The following is a 17,082-nucleotide window of genomic DNA, read 5'->3' on the forward strand; positions in this document are numbered from 1 at the left end:
AATTGGTTCCGTCGCCCACCTTCGAATAATCGGCGGATCGGGCCATAATAGCCTGATGATGCAGGCCGAACCGCTGACCGATTCCTTCGCGATGAACGCACCCGCAACACCCCACATCCTCGTGGTCGAGGACGATCGAGAGATCTCGGCCCTGATCGCGCGCTACCTGCGCGGCAACGATTGCCGGGTCACGCTGGCGGGTGACGGGGCCGAGATGGACCGGGTCCTTGCGGAAGCGCGGATCGACCTGATCGTCCTCGACCTGATGCTTCCCGGCGAGGACGGACTGAGCCTGTGCAAGCGCCTGCGCGGCACGTCGCAGATCCCGATCCTGATCCTGACGGCGAAATCCGAGGAGGTGGACCGGATCCTCGGCCTGGAGCTCGGCGCCGACGATTACCTCGCCAAGCCGTTCAACCCACGGGAGCTGCTCGCTCGCATCCGCGCGATCCTGCGGCGGGTCGCGGCCGAGGCACCCGACGCGGACGAGCGGCGGCGGCTGCATTTCTCGGGCTGGACGCTCGACGTGTCCCTGCGCCAGGTTCTGTCCCCCGAGGGCGCCCGCATCTCGATCACCGGGGCGGAGTTCGATCTCCTGCACGCCCTTTGCCTCCGGCCCGGGCGGGTTCTGTCGCGGGACCAACTCCTCGACCTCACGCAGGGCCGCTCCGCCGGCCCGTTCGAACGCAGCATCGACGTGCTGATCTCCCGGATCCGTCAGAAGATCGAGCGCGACACACGCAATCCGGAATTCATCCGCACGATCCGATCGGGCGGCTATCTGTTCACGCCGGAGGTCACGCGGTCATGAGCGGTCTGCGCCGTCTTCGCGCGCGGCTGCGTCCGAAGACCATCGCGGGCCAGATCGCGCTGCTCGTGGTCGCCGGCATCGCGGTCGCCCATGTGGTCGCCACCGCGGCATTCCTGATTCTGCACGAATCGCAGAACCCCGACACGCTGCCGGGTGTGGCCGCGAGCCGCCTCGGAGTGCTGGTGAGACTGCTGGACGCCGCCGATCCGGCGGCGCGGCCGGCCCTGCTTGCGAGCGGTCGCAGCCTGCCGCTGATCCATGTCGAGCCCTGGGACGGCACCGTATTGCCGGGGGCGACGTCGCCGCCCGACCTGCCGGTGATCCGGCGGCTGCGCAACGGCGCCGGCCGGCCGGTGACGATCACCGACCTCTCCGCGGCCGATCCGGACGGGGAGCGGTCGGACGCGCGGCTGCATATCGGCATCGTCACGCCGGCGGGCGCGCGGCTCCAGGCGACGCTGCCGAACGATCCCCTCCGGGGGCCCCGCCAGGGTGCGCTGATCTTCACCGTCGTCTTCCTGGCGCTGACCCTGGCGCTGCTCTGCGTCTGGGCCACCCGCGCCCTCACGGCGCCGCTGAAGCGGCTCGCCGGTGCCGCCGAGGCGTTCGGCGCCCGCGACGACCACGTGGCGCTGCCGGAGGCGGGCCCGCGCGAGGTGCTCGCCGTATCCCGGGCGCTGGATCGGATGCGGTCGCGGGTGCGCCGCCTGATCGACGACCGGACGCAGATGCTGGCGGCGATCAGCCATGACCTGCGCACGCCGATCACCCGGCTCCGCCTGCGCGCCGAGTTCATCGAGGACGAGCACGCCCGCGCCTCCACCCTGCGCGACCTCGACCAGATGAACGGCCTCGTCGAGGCGGCGCTCTCCTTCGTGCGCGACGGCCAGATCCGGGATGCGAACAGCCACAGCCTCGTGGACCTCGCATCGGTGGTCCAGACGGTCTGCGACGACTTCTCGGATTTCGGATCCCCGGTCAGCGTCAGCCGCAGCCGGCACGTCCTGGTCCAAGGAAGGCCCGAGGAACTCCAGCGGGCGGTGACCAACCTCGTGGACAACGCCGTGAAGTACGGCGGCCGCGCCGAAGTCCAGATGGAAGCGTCCGAGCGCGGTGTCCGGGTCTGCATCCTGGATTCGGGCCCCGGGATTCCCGAGGCGGAGCGCGAGGCCATGCTCCAGCCCTTCGTGCGCGGCGACCGGGCCCGCAATCTCAACGAGGCCAGCGGCTTCGGACTCGGCCTGTCGATCGTGCAGGCGATCGTCGAGGCCCATAACGGGCGCCTGCAGCTGGAAAATCGCCCCGGGGGCGGGCTCTGCGCCGCGATCGAACTGCCCCTGGCCGCACAGGCCTTCGCGGGGCGCGCGGCGCAGAAGCCCGTGCCGCGTCCGGCCGAGGCGGCCTGAGGCCGCCTCGGGTCTCGTCCGGTCTACGCGGCCCGCACGTTGCGCAGGAACTGCGCCACCTCGGCGCGGAGCTGCTCCGAGCGCGTCGCCAGGGCATCGGACGCCTGAGCAACCGAAGCCGCGGCCTGACCCGCATCGCCCGCGACCCGGGCGACCTCGGCGATCTCGACGGTCATCGTGCCGGTGCCGGCGGACGCCTGGCCCATGCTGCGGACGATGTCCTGCGTGGTGACGCCCTGCTGATCCACGGCGGCCGCGATGCTGGTCGACACGTGATTCATCGCCTCGATCTGAGCCGTGACTCCCTGGATCGCACCGGCCGCATCGCCGGTGACGGTCTGGATCGCCGCGACCTGCCGGCTGATCTCCTCGGTGGCCCGGCTGGTCTGGGCGGCGAGTTCCTTGACCTCGGAGGCGACCACCGCGAAGCCGCGCCCGGCCTCGCCGGCCCGGGCCGCCTCGATCGTGGCGTTCAGGGCCAGCAGATTGGTCTGACCGGCAATCGTCGAGACCATCCCGACGACGTCGCCGATCCGCGTCGCTGCGGCGGCCAGCTCCGTCATGGTCTGCTCGGCCCGACGCGCCTCACCGACGGCCGTCGCCGACATCCCGGCCGCCTGCTCGACCTGGCGGCCGATCTCCTGCACGGTGGCGCCGAGTTCCTCGGCCGCGGCCGCAACGGTGTTGACGTTCTCGGAGGTCTGCTGGGCGGCACTGGCGACGCTGGTCGAGCGTTCGGACGTGCCCGCGACCGCACTCCGCATGGTACCCGAGGCTCCCTGAAGCTCCGTGACGGCCCCCGTCAGACCCTCGACGATGGCCCCGACCGAGCGTTCGAAGCCGTCGGCGAGGTCTTTCAGCATGGCGCGGCGGCTCTGCTCCTCGCGCAGACGCGCGGCCTCGGTCGTCTGAAGCTGCTGGGCGGCATCCTCAAGCGACATGTCGCGGATGGTGACGACCGCGCGGGCGATGTCGCCGATCTCGTCCCGCCTCTTGCTGCCGGGAACGTCGGTCAGGGCCTGGCGGTCGGCGAGGGCCTTCAACGCGCGGGTCAGGGCTCCCAGCGGCGACACGATCGAGCGCGCGAGCAGCAGGCCGAGCACCGCCGTGACGGCCAGGACGATGAGACCGGTCAGGATCAGCGTCCGAGACAGGGCCTGCACGGCATTGATCGCCTCCGCCTGGGTCTGCTCAGCCAGCACGGTCCAGGGCGCGCCGAGGACCGTCACCGGCGAGGCGGCCGCCATGTGTGCGCCGTTCTCGGCCGTGAAATCGACCGGACCGCCGACCTTGATCCGGTCGGCGGCCAGGCCGATTCCGGCGAGGCCTGCACCCGCATGCAGAGCCGGGTTCAGCGGTGGATTGCTGCGCAACAGGCCGTCTGTCCCGACCGCCAGGATCTGCCCGGTCTCGCCGAGACCGGTCCGCTTGGACAGCGTTTGATCGAACAGGGTCGGCGTGACCCGCATGACGATGTAGCCGGTCCGCTCGGCCGCCTGCGCCGTGCCCATGGCGACGTTCGCCCGCTTGGTCATGACACGGCCGATGAAGGCAGCCGGGGTCCCATCCACCGGGTAGGCGGCGAAATCCTCGAAGAGAACCGCGCCCGGATCGGCGGACTTGAGACGCTCGACGAGCCGCGCGAGCGCCGAGCCCGCCAAGCCATCCTCCGAGACCGATTTGGCGAAATCGGCGCCCTTGGTCGTGGTGTAGACGATCCGGCCGTTGTTATCGACGAACATCAGGTCGGCGTAGCCGGGCTGGGCCACGAGCTTGTGGGCCACTTCCTGGACCTTGACGTGGCGCCGGGCATACATCGACGTCATGCCGCTGCCGTCGAGGGCGATCCGCGCCTCAGCCGTCTGAGGCGCTTGGAACGCCTCGATGACGCTCGCGGTGTCGGGCTTCGCAGGGTCGAGATTCTCGATCAGGTCCGTGAAATTCGAGACGATCTGCGGATGGGTCGCCACCGCCTGGAAGTCCGCCTGCATCCGGTCCGCCACCAGCTCGATCGCGTCCCGCCGCGCCGCCGCGGCGAGTTCGAGGCGCTCGTGCGCCGCGGTGATCAAGCCCGACCGCGCCGAGTACCAGCTGAATCCACCCATGGCGGTGGCGCTCAGAAGCGCGAGGCCGACGGTCGTCGCGGGAAGGCGCGTGCTCAGCCGCGAAAGCGTTTTCATGATGACCCTGAACTATTGAATGACGGCGATCCAACCAGTCCAATGGCCCGACTCTTATAAAAATCTCGTAAACATCGATGCAGCGCGCGGATATCGAGCACTGGCACTATACAACCTGAAAGAACGTGCTCTGCCAAGAATTCAAGTTGTGGACGGGCCCCCTTCGGTTTTCGATAGTCACCCGCCCTGCGGCCATGGCGGAGGGTCTGCAGCATTGCGGACCCGGCCGGCGCGCGTGCTGGCTCTCCTGCTCCCGGAATCTCGGATCATCACGGTCATGTCCACGGACCGTCCTCGAAAGCACTCCGCCATCTGACGGTGACCCGGTGCCGGTCGGGCTCCGAACCCAAGGCGTGGATGCGCACGGGCCGGCGGTGATCCGATGCGCGACGGTTGGGCCGCCGCTGGGGGCAGGCGAACGAACGGTTTGCGACTGTCGAAAGGCAACAGTCCACCGCCCTGCGCGGCCGGACGCGCGATCTGGATCCCCGAGACCGCGCCGCGATCTGGCCCGCCGCGCGGGCCTTCGGCCGCTCGTGAGCCCGCCATCTCGGGCTGTGATGCAGCATCCGCCGACGATGCAGCCGATATCCGGAGGTTGGACAAGTCGGGTGCTGCCGCGCGACCCTTGGCGGCGGTAAGTTCGGTCGCATCTGCCGCGTCGGCGGAGGCACGGTATGTTCATCAATAGCGACGCCCTCGCCGGCGTCCTGCGACTCCTCTGGATCGCGATCGTCCTGCTTGGGGGTGTGATCGTCGCGCATCTCGTCTGGGTCAGCCGTGTCGCGCGCTGTCGGGCATTGGCGTCCATGCCGCTGCCGACGAAGATCGCGATCGTGGGCGCGGCCTTCGCGACGCCCGTCGTCGGCTTCTATGCCGTCGAGATCGCGTCTTGGCACCGGCGGCAGGCGGCGCGGCCGCGCTTCCGCGTCCCGCGACACATCGCGGTCGCCGCTTTGCTCACGCTGGCGCTGGCCGCGGCCGGCACCCTCTTGGTGGAAGGGCGGGCGGTGCCGGAGGACCGATCCTGGTGGCGTGCGGCAGGTCGTTTCGAGGCACAGGTCTGCGTGCTGCTGATCGGGCAGGTGTTGGTGTTCATGATCCTGCGCGTGTTTCTGACGGCCCGACGTCCAGCGCTGCTGTGGATCGCCTACGTCCTCTCGGCCGCGATCCTCGCTGTCCTGCTCGTCTGAACTTGTCTTCGAGGGCGGCCGGGTACACGTCGATCCCTGAGACCTGATCGTTGGGCGTGTGCCAGGGCGTCCATCGCGCGCAGGATCCGTTTCCAGCCCGGGATGCGGTCTCGCAACCGCCATCGGCGGCCGGTTATGAACCCGATGGCCGAGGCTCTGCGGAGCGCGGGTGCGCCGAGACGGCGATGGTGAAGGCGATGGTGACGGCGATGGAGACGGGATGAGCAGCGAAGTCAGCCTCCACGCGGCGCGCAGCATTGCGCTGATCGGCGCGCCGATCGAAGTCGGAACCAGCGAGCCCGGCGCCCTCATGGGACCTGCGGCCCTGCGCACGGCCGGGCTCGTCCGCGCGCTCGGCGAACTCGGCCATAGCGTCACGGATCGCGGCGACGTCGCCCCGGAGGGGCCCGCTGGGATGCGCGGGCTCGATGGCGTCGCTGCCTGGACGCGGGCCCTGTCCCGGGTCGTCGAGGGCGCCCTCGATGCCGGGTCGCTTCCGTTGACGGCCGGGGGCGATCACAGCCTGTCCCTGGGCTCCGTCGACGGCGTGTTGCGGCACTGTGCGCGGCATGGCCGATCCGTCTTCGTGCTCTGGCTCGACGCCCATGCCGACTTCAACACGCCGGCGACCTCGCCCTCCGGGAACGTGCACGGCATGCCGCTCGCCGCCCTGTGCGGCGAGCCGGGCTTTCCACGCCTGTTCGCCGAGCCGGTCCCGCAGCCATTGTCCCCCGCCAACGTCCACCTGTTCGGGCTGCGATCGATCGATGCCGGCGAACGTGCGCTGGTGACGACGCGGCGGGTCGGCATCACCGACATGCGGACGATCGACGAATTCGGCGTGGTCGCGCCGCTCCGGCGGGTGCTCGACCGGGTCGCGGGCCAGGGCGCGCATCTCCATGTCAGCCTCGACATCGACTTCCTCGACCCGTCGATCGCGCCCGGCGTCGGCACCACGGTCCCGGGAGGCGCCACCTTCCGGGAGGCGCATCTCATCATGGAGATGCTTCACGATTCCGGTCTGGTGCAGTCCCTCGACGTGGTCGAGCTCAATCCCTTCCTCGACGAGCGCGGGCGCAGCGCCCGGGTGCTGGTCGAGCTCGTGGCGAGCCTGTTCGGCCGTCGCATTCTCGACCGGCCCACCCTGCCGGTCGAGGCCGCCCCCATCGAGCCGGCCGGGCGCGGCTGATGGACCACCGCCTCCCCACGTCGTCATGCCCCCCCGCGGCGACCGGCGCCCCACCGGCACGCCAGCGCTCGGACGGGCGCGTCCGGCTGCGGGTGGGCCCAACCCACCCGGGCGGCGCGACGCGCATCCTCGATCTCGCCGAATCCGGCCCGTCGCGGCTCCGATTCCCACGGGGAACGGGCGCGCTTGAGACGGTCCTGGTCAACACCGCAGGCGGCGTGGCCTGCGGCGACACCTTCGCCATCGACCTCGCCCTCGATCCGGGCGCCGAACTGGTCCTGACCACCACCGCAGCCGAGAAAATCTACCGATCGGACGGCCCCGTAAGCCATATCGCCAACACCCTGGCTCTCGAGGCCGGCGCGCACCTCGCCTGGCTGCCGCAGGAGACCATCCTGTTCGACCGCGCCCGGGTGCGCCGCCGATTCACGGCCGATCTCGCCGAAGGTGCGGCGCTGATCGCCGTGGAGGTCGTCGCCTTCGGCCGAGCGGCCAGGGGCGAGCGGATCACGGACGGGCTGTTCGCGGATTCCTGGCGCATTCGCCGGGGCGGCCGGCTCGCTTACGCCGACGATCTTCTGCTGGACGGCCCGATCAGCGATCTCCTCGCCCGTCCGGCGGTGGGCGGGGGAGCGCGCGCCTGCGCGACCGTCCTCGACATCGCCCCCGGCGCGGAGGCGCGCCTCGAGGAGGCCCGCGCCCTCCTGGCCGGGGCCGCCGCACCCGGAACAACGGCAGCCGCGAGTGCCTGGAACGGTCACTTGGCGATCCGCGCCCTCGGGGAGGCCGTCGGCCCGTTGCGCGGCCTCATCGCCCGGTTCGTGGCACAGTATCGCGGCGTCGCGATGCCCCGGGTCTGGCAAAGCTGACAGGAACCGCCACGTCGGCGGCTCAGGACCGTTGCCTGCGACGGCCGACCTCTGCTAGAGACGCGCACCCGGAGCTGTCCGCCAAGCTCCGGACCGGATGGCAACGCCGTTCAGGAAGGCCTCGTGGCGGAGTGGTTACGCAGAGGACTGCAAATCCTTGCACCCCGGTTCGATTCCGGGCGAGGCCTCCATCCTTCTTCTTCCTCTCCTGGCTGATCCCGCCGTGATGCTCCGGCGTGAGCGTCGCCGCGCGCTCATGCGCTGTGGACCTGCGTCGTGAAGGTCTCGATGGCCTTCTGCAGGCTGTGCGCCCCGGACGTGACCCGCACGGCGCCGCCGCGCACCTGTCCGGCCTGCGCCTCGTTGGACGCGGCGGCGGCCTGAACACCGGCAACGCTCTCCGAGACCCTGCGGGCGTCCGCGGCCGCGCTGGAGATCGCCCGCGCGATTTCCTGGCTGGCCTGGCCCTGCTGATCGGTGGCCTTCGCAACTTCGGAGGCGATCAGGCTCATGCGGGCGATCGTCTCGCCGATCGTGCCGATCGCGCCGACCGTGCGTCCTGCGGCCCCCTGGATCGCCCCGACCTGCCCGGTGATGCGGTCGGTTGCGAGCGCCGTCTGGCCGGCCAGGGCCTTCACCTCGGCGGCGACCACCGCGAAGCCGCGCCCGGCGACACCGGCCCGGGCGGCCTCGATCGTCGCATTGAGCGCCAGCAGATTGGTCTGCCCGGCCACCTCGCGGATCAACGTGACCACCGTGCCGATCTCCTCGGCCGCTTGCGACAGGCTCATCACCGTCTCCTTCAGGCCCTGCGTGTCGGAGAGGGCGGAGGAAGCAATCTCGCTCGTGTGCCGCACCCGGGCCTCGATCTCCCGGGCCGAGACCGAGAGTTCCTCGGCAGCGCTGGCGATGCTGTCGACCAAACCGGCACTCTGGCTGGAGGCACCCGCCACGATGGCGGCCTCGGACGCCATCGCGCCGGCATTGCCGGTGAGCGTGTCGGCGGCCGCCTGCATCGCCTCGGCCGATCCGGCGAGATCGGCGACCGCGCGGTGCGTCTCGGCCTCGAAGGCATGGGTCGCCGTCGCCAAGGCTTCCGCCCGGATCCGGTCACGATCACGGCGCATCTGCGCCTCCGCGTCCAAATCGCGCTTCTCGATCAGAGCGGTCTGGAACGCCGCGATGGCGGCTGCCATCTCGCCGATCTCGTCGCGACGATGCGTGAACGGGATGACAAGGCCGAGGTCGTTGGCGGCGAGCGCCGTCATGCCATCCTTGAGACGGTGCAGGGGGCGCCGCACCTGGGTGACGATGATCCAGACCGCTGCGAGCAGCCCCAGCACGAGCGCCACCGCCGGCACGACCACGAGGGTGATCCGCGCCCGCCGCCGGTCGACGGCGTCCCCGGCGCGTCGGGCATTCAGGCGGCTCAGCACCTCCCGTCCAAGGGCGCCGATCTCGGCCACCATGCGCTCACGATTCTTCACGGTCGCCTCGTCGGTCGCCTGGATCAAGGCCGCCTTGGGCGACACCGTCAGCCCCAGCTCGGCCGTGTCGGTCTGGTAGGCGATGAATTCCTTCACGAAGAGATCGAAGCGCCGGCGCCGATCCTCGGGAAGCTGATCTTCCATCGCCGCGAGGAAGGGTCCGCGCACCTGCTCCACCGTCGCAAGGGCGTCGTGGAGTGCCGACAGGCGCGTCCGTGCCTCGGCGGTGTCTTCCGCGGTGTAGAGGGCCGTGGCCTGCACCACCGCGTGCTCGATCGCCTGCCCCAGGGCACCGGCCTGCAGCCCGGCATTCCAGATCCTGTCCGTCGCGGCGGCGCGCTCCTGCTCCCAGTTCGACTGCCGGACGGCGAAGGCCGCGATGCCGATCGCCACGAGGGCCAGCAATCCGATCACTGCCGAGAGCTTGAGGCCGAGTGAAATTCGCATGGGAGCCGCGCCGCTTCAGCGAGGGTTACGAAGAAGCGCAGATATACACGAACACTTCCTTTTGAACAGGTAAATATAGCCGGCAAAATCTATTATCTGATATGGCGATCGAGGCCGCGATCTATCAACGAATAGCCAGAGATAGCGGCACGCACTCAGAATGATCGCGCGCATACCGCGTGCTTCCGGACCGGAGGACTGCGAATGCTGGATCTCGCGAGCGCTGGAGCTGCGTATTGGACCGCGTCGGGCCTATGGTCGCCCGCGTGCCGGTGGCGGGCTGCGCGCCCGCCGCGAGACCCGTCAGCGATCCCGCGCGACGGGGGCCGGACTGCCGACCGGCTGAAGGCGGGACTGCTCCTTCATCCGGAGCGCGGCGACGATCTCCCGGCGGAGGTCATCGCGCTGCACGTCGACGAGATCGGGCAGAATATCGGCCTCGTGCTCGTCCAGGGCCGCGATCAGTCGGGGACGGTCGGCGGCCCACTCGAAGGCGACGCGCACCTCGCGCTCCGCATAGGGGTCTTGGGGGTTCAGGCAGTGATGGGTCAGCATGATGGCAACGGCCACGCACCGGGTCGTCCGGGCTGGCGCTCCCGTAGGATCGCGTCGCGACATTCGCATGACCCTGGCGGCGACGGCCGGAGCGAGCGAGCCAAGCCAGCGGCGGGACCCGGCGCATATGTTGCTAAAAAGCCACATAGCGGGCGCTCGACTGCCATCGGTGCAGGCCGCGCCCTGTGACGCAGAGCGCCGTGCCGTGGAATGACCGCGGATCATGCGTCGAGGCCCTTGCGTCCCGCGATCGCGGTGTGTAGAGACCCCCTCGTGATCCCCGATAGCTCAGTTGGTAGAGCAGGCGACTGTTAATCGCCTTGTCGCAGGTTCGAGTCCTGCTCGGGGAGCCATCACTTCTCCCAACATCTTCAGGCGCTTGGAGCAGCCGGGGCGATACCTTCGCGTTACCGCGGATCGAGCCCCTGTTACCGCGGCTTGTTTCAGGCTTGTTCGCGGCCCTTCCGTCGCGCGGCCCGAAGCTCGGCGACGCGGCTCGATTGGACCACGCCTTTGCGGTTGCAGATCATCGTCGTCGACATCTGCGTAGGCGTGGCCGTCCGCATCGCGTCGGCTTTGTCCGCGCCCGCTTCGAAGGCGTTGGATACGGCACCGGCGCGGCTGTCCATGCTGCACAGATCGTCGGGCCAGCCGGCCGCCCGGGCGATCTTGCGGAACGCCTGCGAGAAGTGCGTCGCCGTCCATGGCAACTTGAAGCGCTCGTCGATCACAACAGGCCCGACGCCGCGATTTGGTAGCTCGGCGAGGAACTCGGGATGCGGCCCGTCTTGGTCAGAGTCCTGGGTGAGGAGCTTCCCGTCAGCCACACACCAGAAATCGATGCGCCCCTTGTGGCGCTTCATGCGCTTCAGCCCGCCGGCGCTGCCGCTTCACGATCCTTGGTATAGTGAGCACTACATGGCCACCGCCGACTTCCAGCGGGCGCTCGCGCTCGCCCTGATGCGCGAGGGCGGATAGGTCGATCATCCCGCGGACCCGTGCGGAGCGCCGAACCTCGGGATCTCCCTCGGAACCCTCTCCGGCCGGCTGGGACGAGCGGCACCGACCATCTCGGATCAGCGCATCGCCGAAACCACGAGGCGATAACAGCGCGGAACAGCAGCACGGGCGCGCGCAACGTCATCTCGCAGACGCAGGCCGACCGCACGGCTTCGATGGAGCGCTTGGCCGCGAAGCTCGGCCAGCCCGCCACCACGTCGCCACCCTGGAACGCCTCAACGCCGAACGGAAGAGCAGGATCGAATGCATCGCCTGATCCGTCGGCCGCAAGGTTTGGAGCCTTCTAGGGCCGCCGTAATGAGAGCGGTTAAGAGGCTGCAGCAGTGGCTGACGACGCCGAAGTCCGCTCGCCCGATGCGCGGGGCGGCCCGACACCGGCCGCCCCAAGCGAAGCGGGGACGGCCTCGATCAGCAAAGCCCGGCAGGCCAATGACCGCGCCGCCTGGAGGCTCGTGCTCACATCCGGCCTGCTGACGATCGGCTTCGGTCTCCTCGCTCACGCGGAGTTGCCGGACGACCTCGGCGAAAGCGTCCGGGTTTTCATTCTCTTCGCAGCGGCGATCACTACGGGGACCTGCCGGCCAAACGCCATGCATGCGATCACCGGCAGGGGGGGGGGCGGATCCATCGAACCGCGGGGTTCTGCGCGTCTTCCTTCCGGCAATCGGGCCGGTGGGGACGGAGTTCTTCGGCGGGCTTTGGCGGTTCGGCGGGTTCCAAAACTTCATCGTCGACACCGCGGCCAACTGCTGCTTCATCACTCTGACGGGCGTCGGCTTTATGCCGATGATGAGCACGCCCAACCACTTCGATGAGGGCGTGCCACCGAAGACGCGCATTCTTCTCGGCATCAAGGGAGGGATCGCGCTGAGCCTCGCACCGATACTGGTGCTGACTCTGACACAGTTCGATCTGCGCTGGCTGGTCGAGAAGCTGCGCCCCTGGCTCGACCGGGAGGCATCGATCGAAGGCGGATTACGACCGGCCCCGCCACCGTCTACCTTTCACCAACCCCCAAAGCAGTCACCTCAAACCGCCCGGCTCCGGCCGCGGCGGTTTTTTCGTGCGCCGCGCCAGCAGGAACGTGGCAAGAGCGCAACTTGATCACGCGGCCGTGATCAACGCGCGAATTTGGCCTTACAGCATTAGAGATAAGTCGGTAAATGGTAGGATGGTGGCTGTTTCAGGCGCCAACGACAGCTGATGATCCCCGTCCGCCGCTCGCCTTGCGCGAGCGAGATCTGTAACGCGTCTTAATACTACAACGGTGCTCGCCTTGTCCGTAAGCTTGATCTATCCATATGACTGGCAGGTTCTGGGGCGGCGCCCAGAGTTTATAATAGTGCGCAGGCATTTACAGCAAAACCTGCATTTCACCATTGAGACGATCGATGAAAACGCGTCAAGAAAGCCCATCGCCCCCGCGTACAATGAGCCGACATTCTCCGAAACTAATTTTACCGAGTGCTTGAGCGTTTCCGAAGATCTTGATAAAGGCAAGTACGTATTTTGCATATTTGATAAGCGCTTTAGTACAAAAATTGCCGAAATCGGATTTATAGTCGACGACGTGGATTTGCCGAGCTTGCGATCCAGCCTTGATTGCATTGAAAAGTTGTTTTTGCAGTGCTCACGACTGCGATTTGCAGGAAATGGCCCAGGAAAATCCGGCACCACTTGGGTATATAGGCTTCTTGGCAATCTTCCCGGCTGCCGTGTCGTCGACATGGGCACAGCAAATCTGAGTGGCGTTGACGCACGGGAGCTCCCAAACGTTGGCTATGCGGAAAGCTATCATGGTCATCTGACATACCACCTGAATGTGGTTAGCGATTTGCGGCGACTAAATTTTGTAACGCTTCATGCTTGCAGAGACCTGCGAGACCAAGTCGTATCCGAATATTTTCACAAGTTTTCTATGATGCGAGGCAGCCATCGACCCGATCTCGACAACCTGCCAGCGCAAGATATGCTGAAGTTCGACAACATCCATAAATGGTCTTCGTCAATCTACTTAGCCTACGATGCGATCGCCTGGAAAAAGAGCAGCGATTGTGAGGTGGTCCGTTACGAAGATCTCATAGACGATGCGCCCGGAGAATTGCGGCGGGCACTTCAAAAATTTGGCCTCGTTCTAGACGATGCGCTAGCGAGATATATCACAACAAAGAACGATTTTAAGGTTATGACAAGCGGGCGTGATCGCGGCCATGCGGATCCCAACAGCCCTCTCAGAAACGGCGTTGTCGGGGACTGGAAAAATTATCTCTCTGCCGAGACCGCGGATAGAATAGTAGATCATTATCGTTATTATTATGAAGAGTTTGGTTACGCACCATAAGTCCCTCATATGTTTTTCCTGGCCGCCCGGCATTTTGGGCGGCCGTTCCACCCGCTACTGACGCACGACGGGTGCAGATATCCTCGACGGAGCCGGTCAGCAGCCAAGAGAAGTAGCGGCTGGACCGCTTGAGCTTCATGCGGGCGGCGACATCGACCATGACGTTCTGCGCGTGAGAACTGTTCGGAGTCCCCAACTCCTGGCCGATGACGATGAACGTATGTCTGCGCGACATTCGCGCTGTAGCGCGCGGTAGCGGAGGACGGCATCTCGGGCATGCTGTCGATGTTGATCAGCACGGGCCAGCGATGCGTCTGGTCCGTTTCGGGTGTTCCGGCCTGAATCAGCTCAACACGATGCGGACCGGGTGACTCGACCTGACGCGATGCTCCCCGAACGGGCCGGGGAGCATAATACACTGGACCCTCGCCGCTTGTGGCAGATCGATGATCGCACAGGAACGGCATCCCAGCTTACGCATGCAATAGGTCAGGTGACCGGGCCCGCCCTCGATCTCGCACACCTCTGGCGCGTCGTTGCCCGACGCTTTCGTAATCTCACAGGTTCGCCAGGCCGCTTGGATGCCGCTACGTAGACGCAGGCCGAACAACCGACCGTCTTGCTGAGGTGCCGGCAGATCAGGCCCGATCTCATCTTCAATGCGAGCCATGATGCCGTCGAGATCGGCGAGACGAATGACGCTCTGGCGATTCTTACCGCAGAGCACTCGGGACGCACCTACTGCTTCAGCCAAGCGAAAGAAGCGGTCGAGGATGATTGAGCCGATATGCTGCCGCGACGGGATCAACTTAATCAAGGCGCTGTAGACTTGCTCTCCTCGGAGAAGACTACGCGATACCGGGGGTTCAACGGCTTATGAGCTAGGCGTTGGTTGCTTCGGTGGCGCCATTCCCAAGCGTAGCATACTCCGGAGCGCACATTCGATTGCACACACTCCAGCTACGGGCGACGCGGATCGAGGCGCCAATGTCGGCCAGTCGCTCTCCCCTCCAGCTCCCGTTCGCCGCCGCCACCGGGCGCGATCAGATCGAGCGCCTGTCGAAGCACGCCTCGCCTCGCCGTGCCGGTATCTCATCCTGCCCAGATAGGCGGCGATGCAGGCGAACGCGCTGGCCGTCATCGACCAGTTCGGCACCGTCGCACACCGGCTCGGCTGGACGGCGTTGCGCAACTCTCGGCGACAACCTGAACCGCCGCCCGCGCGGAAGTACGGGCACCTTTGCCTCGTTGCGGTCACGCTGCCATCGCCGGCGAAGGAGATCCCGCCGGTGCCGCCGGGCCTCCCCGACACGATTGAGGTCTATCGCGACGCTGCTGGCAACATTGAGTTAGATCACACCTGGACCAATCTGTGACCGTGGCGCTGCCCGCCATCAAGGTCGCCTGCTTCGAATGATCAACCCGCGAGGTCGCTCTTCGTGACCAATCTTGGATCGTGCTGAAGCTTGAGGCGCCACCGAGGCAACGTTTGTCTGAGATCGCTGATTGTTCAGCTCAACCAAACGTCACCGCTTCTCCAGTCGTTTCTCGCCTGCGATGAACACGCGTACCACTTCGCCGGTGGATTGAGTTCGGACGAGGGCCTCCGATCCGTTCTCGACCGGCCACAACTTGATGATGACACCGTGGATATCGCCATTGTCCGAGCGATAATCCTGCCCGACCTCGAGACGTTTTCGCACAATCTCCACAAGCGCCCCCGATGCCGCGATCGTTCGCACCATGCGGAAGACGAATATATGTATCCGTATGTGTCTGCTACGCCCGGGCCGTTATGTCAGGTCATTCCATGCACTCTTTCGACTTCAAAACTCCGTGATCCGGCCTCCTTTGCCGCAGGTCTGATATCGACCGAGGACTGCATCAACTTAGGGATGAGCGACGCAGCGGATTGGCTAATAGTGTATCCCTCAGTCTGAACTACGACGTCTGGCGATTCGGGAGCTTCATAAGGTGCGGAGATGCCGGTGAAATGTGGGATCTCACCGACCCGGGCACGATGATAGAGCCCCTTAGGATCGCGTGCTTCACAGACCTGAATCGGCGTATCAATGAATATCTCAAGAAAAGGTACGTCGCCCGCTATGCTGCGCGCCATAGCGCGCTCTCGGCGAAAAGGGGAGATCAGTGAAACAATCACTACCAGTCCAGCCTCAGCCATGAGGCGTGCGGTCTCGGCGGCGCGGCGAATATTCTCAACGCGGTCAGCGTCTTCGAAGCCCAGGTCGTTGCTGAGACCGTGACGCAAGTTGTCGCCGTCAAGCACCATGGTGTGACGCCCGGCCTCAATAAGCGCGCGGTCTACTGCGTTGGCAATGCTCGACTTCCCTGCGCCAGACAGGCCGGTGAACCAAGCTATCACCGGGCGCTGTGCTAAGGCGCGCCACCGCTGCTCACGAGGTAGCAACGTGTGCCATGTAAGGTTGCGGGGGCCCGCGTCGTCGGAACGCTGAGTCATAGAATTACCGTTCGTACAACCTGAGGGTAGCCTACACACTTCATGCGACGACGAATGTGCTATAATAGGCACTGTGCCACGGATGAATTTTGTCGGTCGGAAGGCGCAAAAAGGCTAAGTTCACGATTGCCGTCTTCACCGTGTCCAGGTCCGACAGATCTGGCTGACCAGCAAGCCGTCGCCCTCTAGGCGCGCGAGCGCGGGGTGGCGTCCGCGGTGTGCTCGCGGCCGGGCAGCCTCGCGCAGTTCGGAGACGGTCGCGGGATCCTTTGCCATCGCGGCGGCCCGTTGCAGCCGGCGTGGCGAGCCCATGAGGCCAGGGCACATGACCAGCACCATTGGATCTCCGTCTGTCGGGGACTCACTGTCGACCAGCCAAAGCGGGCCTCTGATGCTCCATGGCCTTACCTTGCAGCCAGAGGGTCGATGCGCCGCGACGGCTTCGCGAATCGGATCGTACCCCTCGCTCATGAGGCTAGGCTACCGCGGGCAGGAAAGGGCGCGAGACGGCGGGACCGCGAGGGCGAGAAGCCCAGTGTTCGCGCGACAGATTGTTCGCACCAAACGACTGGGTTTTCCTTGCGATTTCGACCGATGTTTTTATTTTCTATCAATTTAGATCTACAGGCTACCGCAATTTTCGAGTCTTGCATTACACTCATTTCGTCGTTTTAGACTGATTGTGCCCGCCGAATAAATCGACCTCACTTCGACCTGTCATTGCCTGACGCTCAACGCCGCAAACGGATTATTCCAGAGGGCCCTAAAAACATCAAGACAAAATCGTTCGAATGCATGACAATATATAGGTAGCAGCAAATATCTTTCTAATACACCAATCATTGCTGTATTCGGAACTCCTGTGATTGAGCGCTGGCGAAACGTCCAAAATTTTCTCTTCGCCAAATGGTTGCGTTGACCTGCTCGGCGCGCTGTTCGGCGGCAAACGGGGCTCACCATGACCGGCCGCCGTAACTCAACCCACGGCAACGCCGTCCTTCCGAACCAATGACATGGCCCCGACTGTCAATCGCCTTGTCGCGGGTTCGAGTCCTGCTCGGGGAGCCATCAGCCCCCATCACAGCCCCGCCTCTCGGATCGCACG

General features: G+C 66.0%; 15 protein-coding genes and 2 tRNA genes. 10 read left to right on the plus strand and 7 right to left on the minus strand.

What is annotated here, in order from left to right:
• Positions 1-55: 55 nt before the first annotated feature.
• Both BM396_RS13195 and BM396_RS13200 read left to right on the plus strand, forming a co-directional pair.
• A complete protein-coding gene (locus BM396_RS13195) occupies positions 56-811 on the plus strand; it encodes a response regulator (RefSeq protein ID WP_170861821.1) in 756 nt (251 codons plus the stop codon).
• A complete protein-coding gene (locus BM396_RS13200; protein ID WP_043380636.1) occupies positions 808-2,217 on the plus strand; it encodes an ATP-binding protein in 1,410 nt (469 codons plus the stop codon). Before BM396_RS13195 ends, BM396_RS13200 begins: the two co-directional genes overlap by 4 nt.
• Positions 2,218-2,240: 23 nt before the next feature.
• On the opposite strand, the gene BM396_RS13205 is transcribed toward BM396_RS13200, so the two are convergent.
• Positions 2,241-4,397, minus strand: coding sequence for a methyl-accepting chemotaxis protein (locus BM396_RS13205; RefSeq protein WP_043380633.1), 2,157 nt, complete (start codon positions 4,395-4,397; stop codon positions 2,241-2,243).
• Positions 4,398-5,074: 677 nt separating this feature from the next.
• Here BM396_RS13205 and BM396_RS13210 point away from each other — a divergent pair.
• The 4 genes from BM396_RS13210 to BM396_RS13225 all read left to right on the plus strand — a co-directional run bounded on the left by BM396_RS13210 (position 5,075) and on the right by BM396_RS13225 (position 7,839).
• On the plus strand, positions 5,075-5,590 hold the full coding sequence (locus BM396_RS13210) for a hypothetical protein (RefSeq protein ID WP_043380631.1): 516 nt from the start codon (positions 5,075-5,077) through the stop codon (positions 5,588-5,590).
• A gap of 220 nt (positions 5,591-5,810) precedes the next feature.
• On the plus strand, positions 5,811-6,779 hold the full coding sequence (gene rocF / locus BM396_RS13215; protein ID WP_043380628.1) for an arginase: 969 nt from the start codon (positions 5,811-5,813) through the stop codon (positions 6,777-6,779).
• A complete protein-coding gene (locus tag BM396_RS13220; protein ID WP_043345912.1) occupies positions 6,779-7,648 on the plus strand; it encodes an urease accessory protein UreD in 870 nt (289 codons plus the stop codon). Before rocF ends, BM396_RS13220 begins: the two co-directional genes overlap by 1 nt.
• Before the next feature lie 117 nt (positions 7,649-7,765).
• Positions 7,766-7,839 (plus strand) — tRNA-Cys (locus BM396_RS13225).
• A 63-nt stretch (positions 7,840-7,902) separates the two neighbouring features.
• Here the strand turns inward: BM396_RS13225 and BM396_RS13230 are convergent.
• A complete protein-coding gene (locus BM396_RS13230; protein ID WP_043380627.1) occupies positions 7,903-9,582 on the minus strand; it encodes a methyl-accepting chemotaxis protein in 1,680 nt (559 codons plus the stop codon).
• A gap of 303 nt (positions 9,583-9,885) precedes the next feature.
• Positions 9,886-10,152, minus strand: coding sequence for a hypothetical protein (locus BM396_RS13235; RefSeq protein WP_244538867.1), 267 nt, complete (start codon positions 10,150-10,152; stop codon positions 9,886-9,888).
• A 262-nt stretch (positions 10,153-10,414) separates the two neighbouring features.
• Between BM396_RS13235 and BM396_RS13240 the strand changes: the two genes are divergently transcribed.
• Positions 10,415-10,490 (plus strand) — tRNA-Asn (locus BM396_RS13240).
• Between the two features lie 90 nt (positions 10,491-10,580).
• On the opposite strand, the gene BM396_RS13245 is transcribed toward BM396_RS13240, so the two are convergent.
• On the minus strand, positions 10,581-11,000 hold the full coding sequence (locus BM396_RS13245) for a hypothetical protein (RefSeq protein ID WP_199807239.1): 420 nt from the start codon (positions 10,998-11,000) through the stop codon (positions 10,581-10,583).
• Positions 11,001-11,829: 829 nt separating this feature from the next.
• On the opposite strand from BM396_RS13245, the gene BM396_RS32165 reads away from it, so the two are divergent.
• Positions 11,830-12,261, plus strand: a complete 432-nt coding sequence (locus tag BM396_RS32165) for a hypothetical protein (protein ID WP_139239486.1) — start codon at positions 11,830-11,832, stop codon at positions 12,259-12,261.
• Between the two features lie 163 nt (positions 12,262-12,424).
• Positions 12,425-13,498, plus strand: coding sequence for a sulfotransferase domain-containing protein (locus tag BM396_RS32170; RefSeq protein ID WP_139239487.1), 1,074 nt, complete (start codon positions 12,425-12,427; stop codon positions 13,496-13,498).
• A gap of 343 nt (positions 13,499-13,841) precedes the next feature.
• Here BM396_RS32170 and BM396_RS32175 read toward each other — a convergent pair whose 3' ends face one another.
• Positions 13,842-14,315 (minus strand): hypothetical protein, encoded by a 474-nt coding sequence (locus tag BM396_RS32175; RefSeq protein ID WP_139239488.1) that lies wholly within the window; start codon positions 14,313-14,315, stop codon positions 13,842-13,844.
• A gap of 298 nt (positions 14,316-14,613) precedes the next feature.
• Here BM396_RS32175 and BM396_RS13255 point away from each other — a divergent pair, with 298 nt between their 5' ends.
• On the plus strand, positions 14,614-14,874 hold the full coding sequence (locus tag BM396_RS13255; RefSeq protein ID WP_043380624.1) for a hypothetical protein: 261 nt from the start codon (positions 14,614-14,616) through the stop codon (positions 14,872-14,874).
• A 150-nt stretch (positions 14,875-15,024) separates the two neighbouring features.
• Here the strand turns inward: BM396_RS13255 and BM396_RS13260 are convergent, their stop codons facing one another.
• Positions 15,025-15,243 carry a hypothetical protein gene (locus BM396_RS13260; protein WP_043380622.1) on the minus strand — a complete coding sequence of 73 codons (219 nt, stop codon included), beginning with the start codon at positions 15,241-15,243 and terminating at the stop codon, positions 15,025-15,027.
• 53 nt (positions 15,244-15,296) lie between these two features.
• Complete coding sequence (cysC, locus tag BM396_RS13265; RefSeq protein WP_081948584.1) at positions 15,297-15,977, minus strand: adenylyl-sulfate kinase; 681 nt, start codon at positions 15,975-15,977, stop codon at positions 15,297-15,299.
• Between the last annotated feature and the right edge of the window lie 1,105 nt (positions 15,978-17,082).

It is taken from the genome of Methylobacterium sp. UNCCL125 (assembly GCF_900116795.1).
GTDB classification, from domain to species: domain Bacteria; phylum Pseudomonadota; class Alphaproteobacteria; order Rhizobiales; family Beijerinckiaceae; genus Methylobacterium; species Methylobacterium fujisawaense.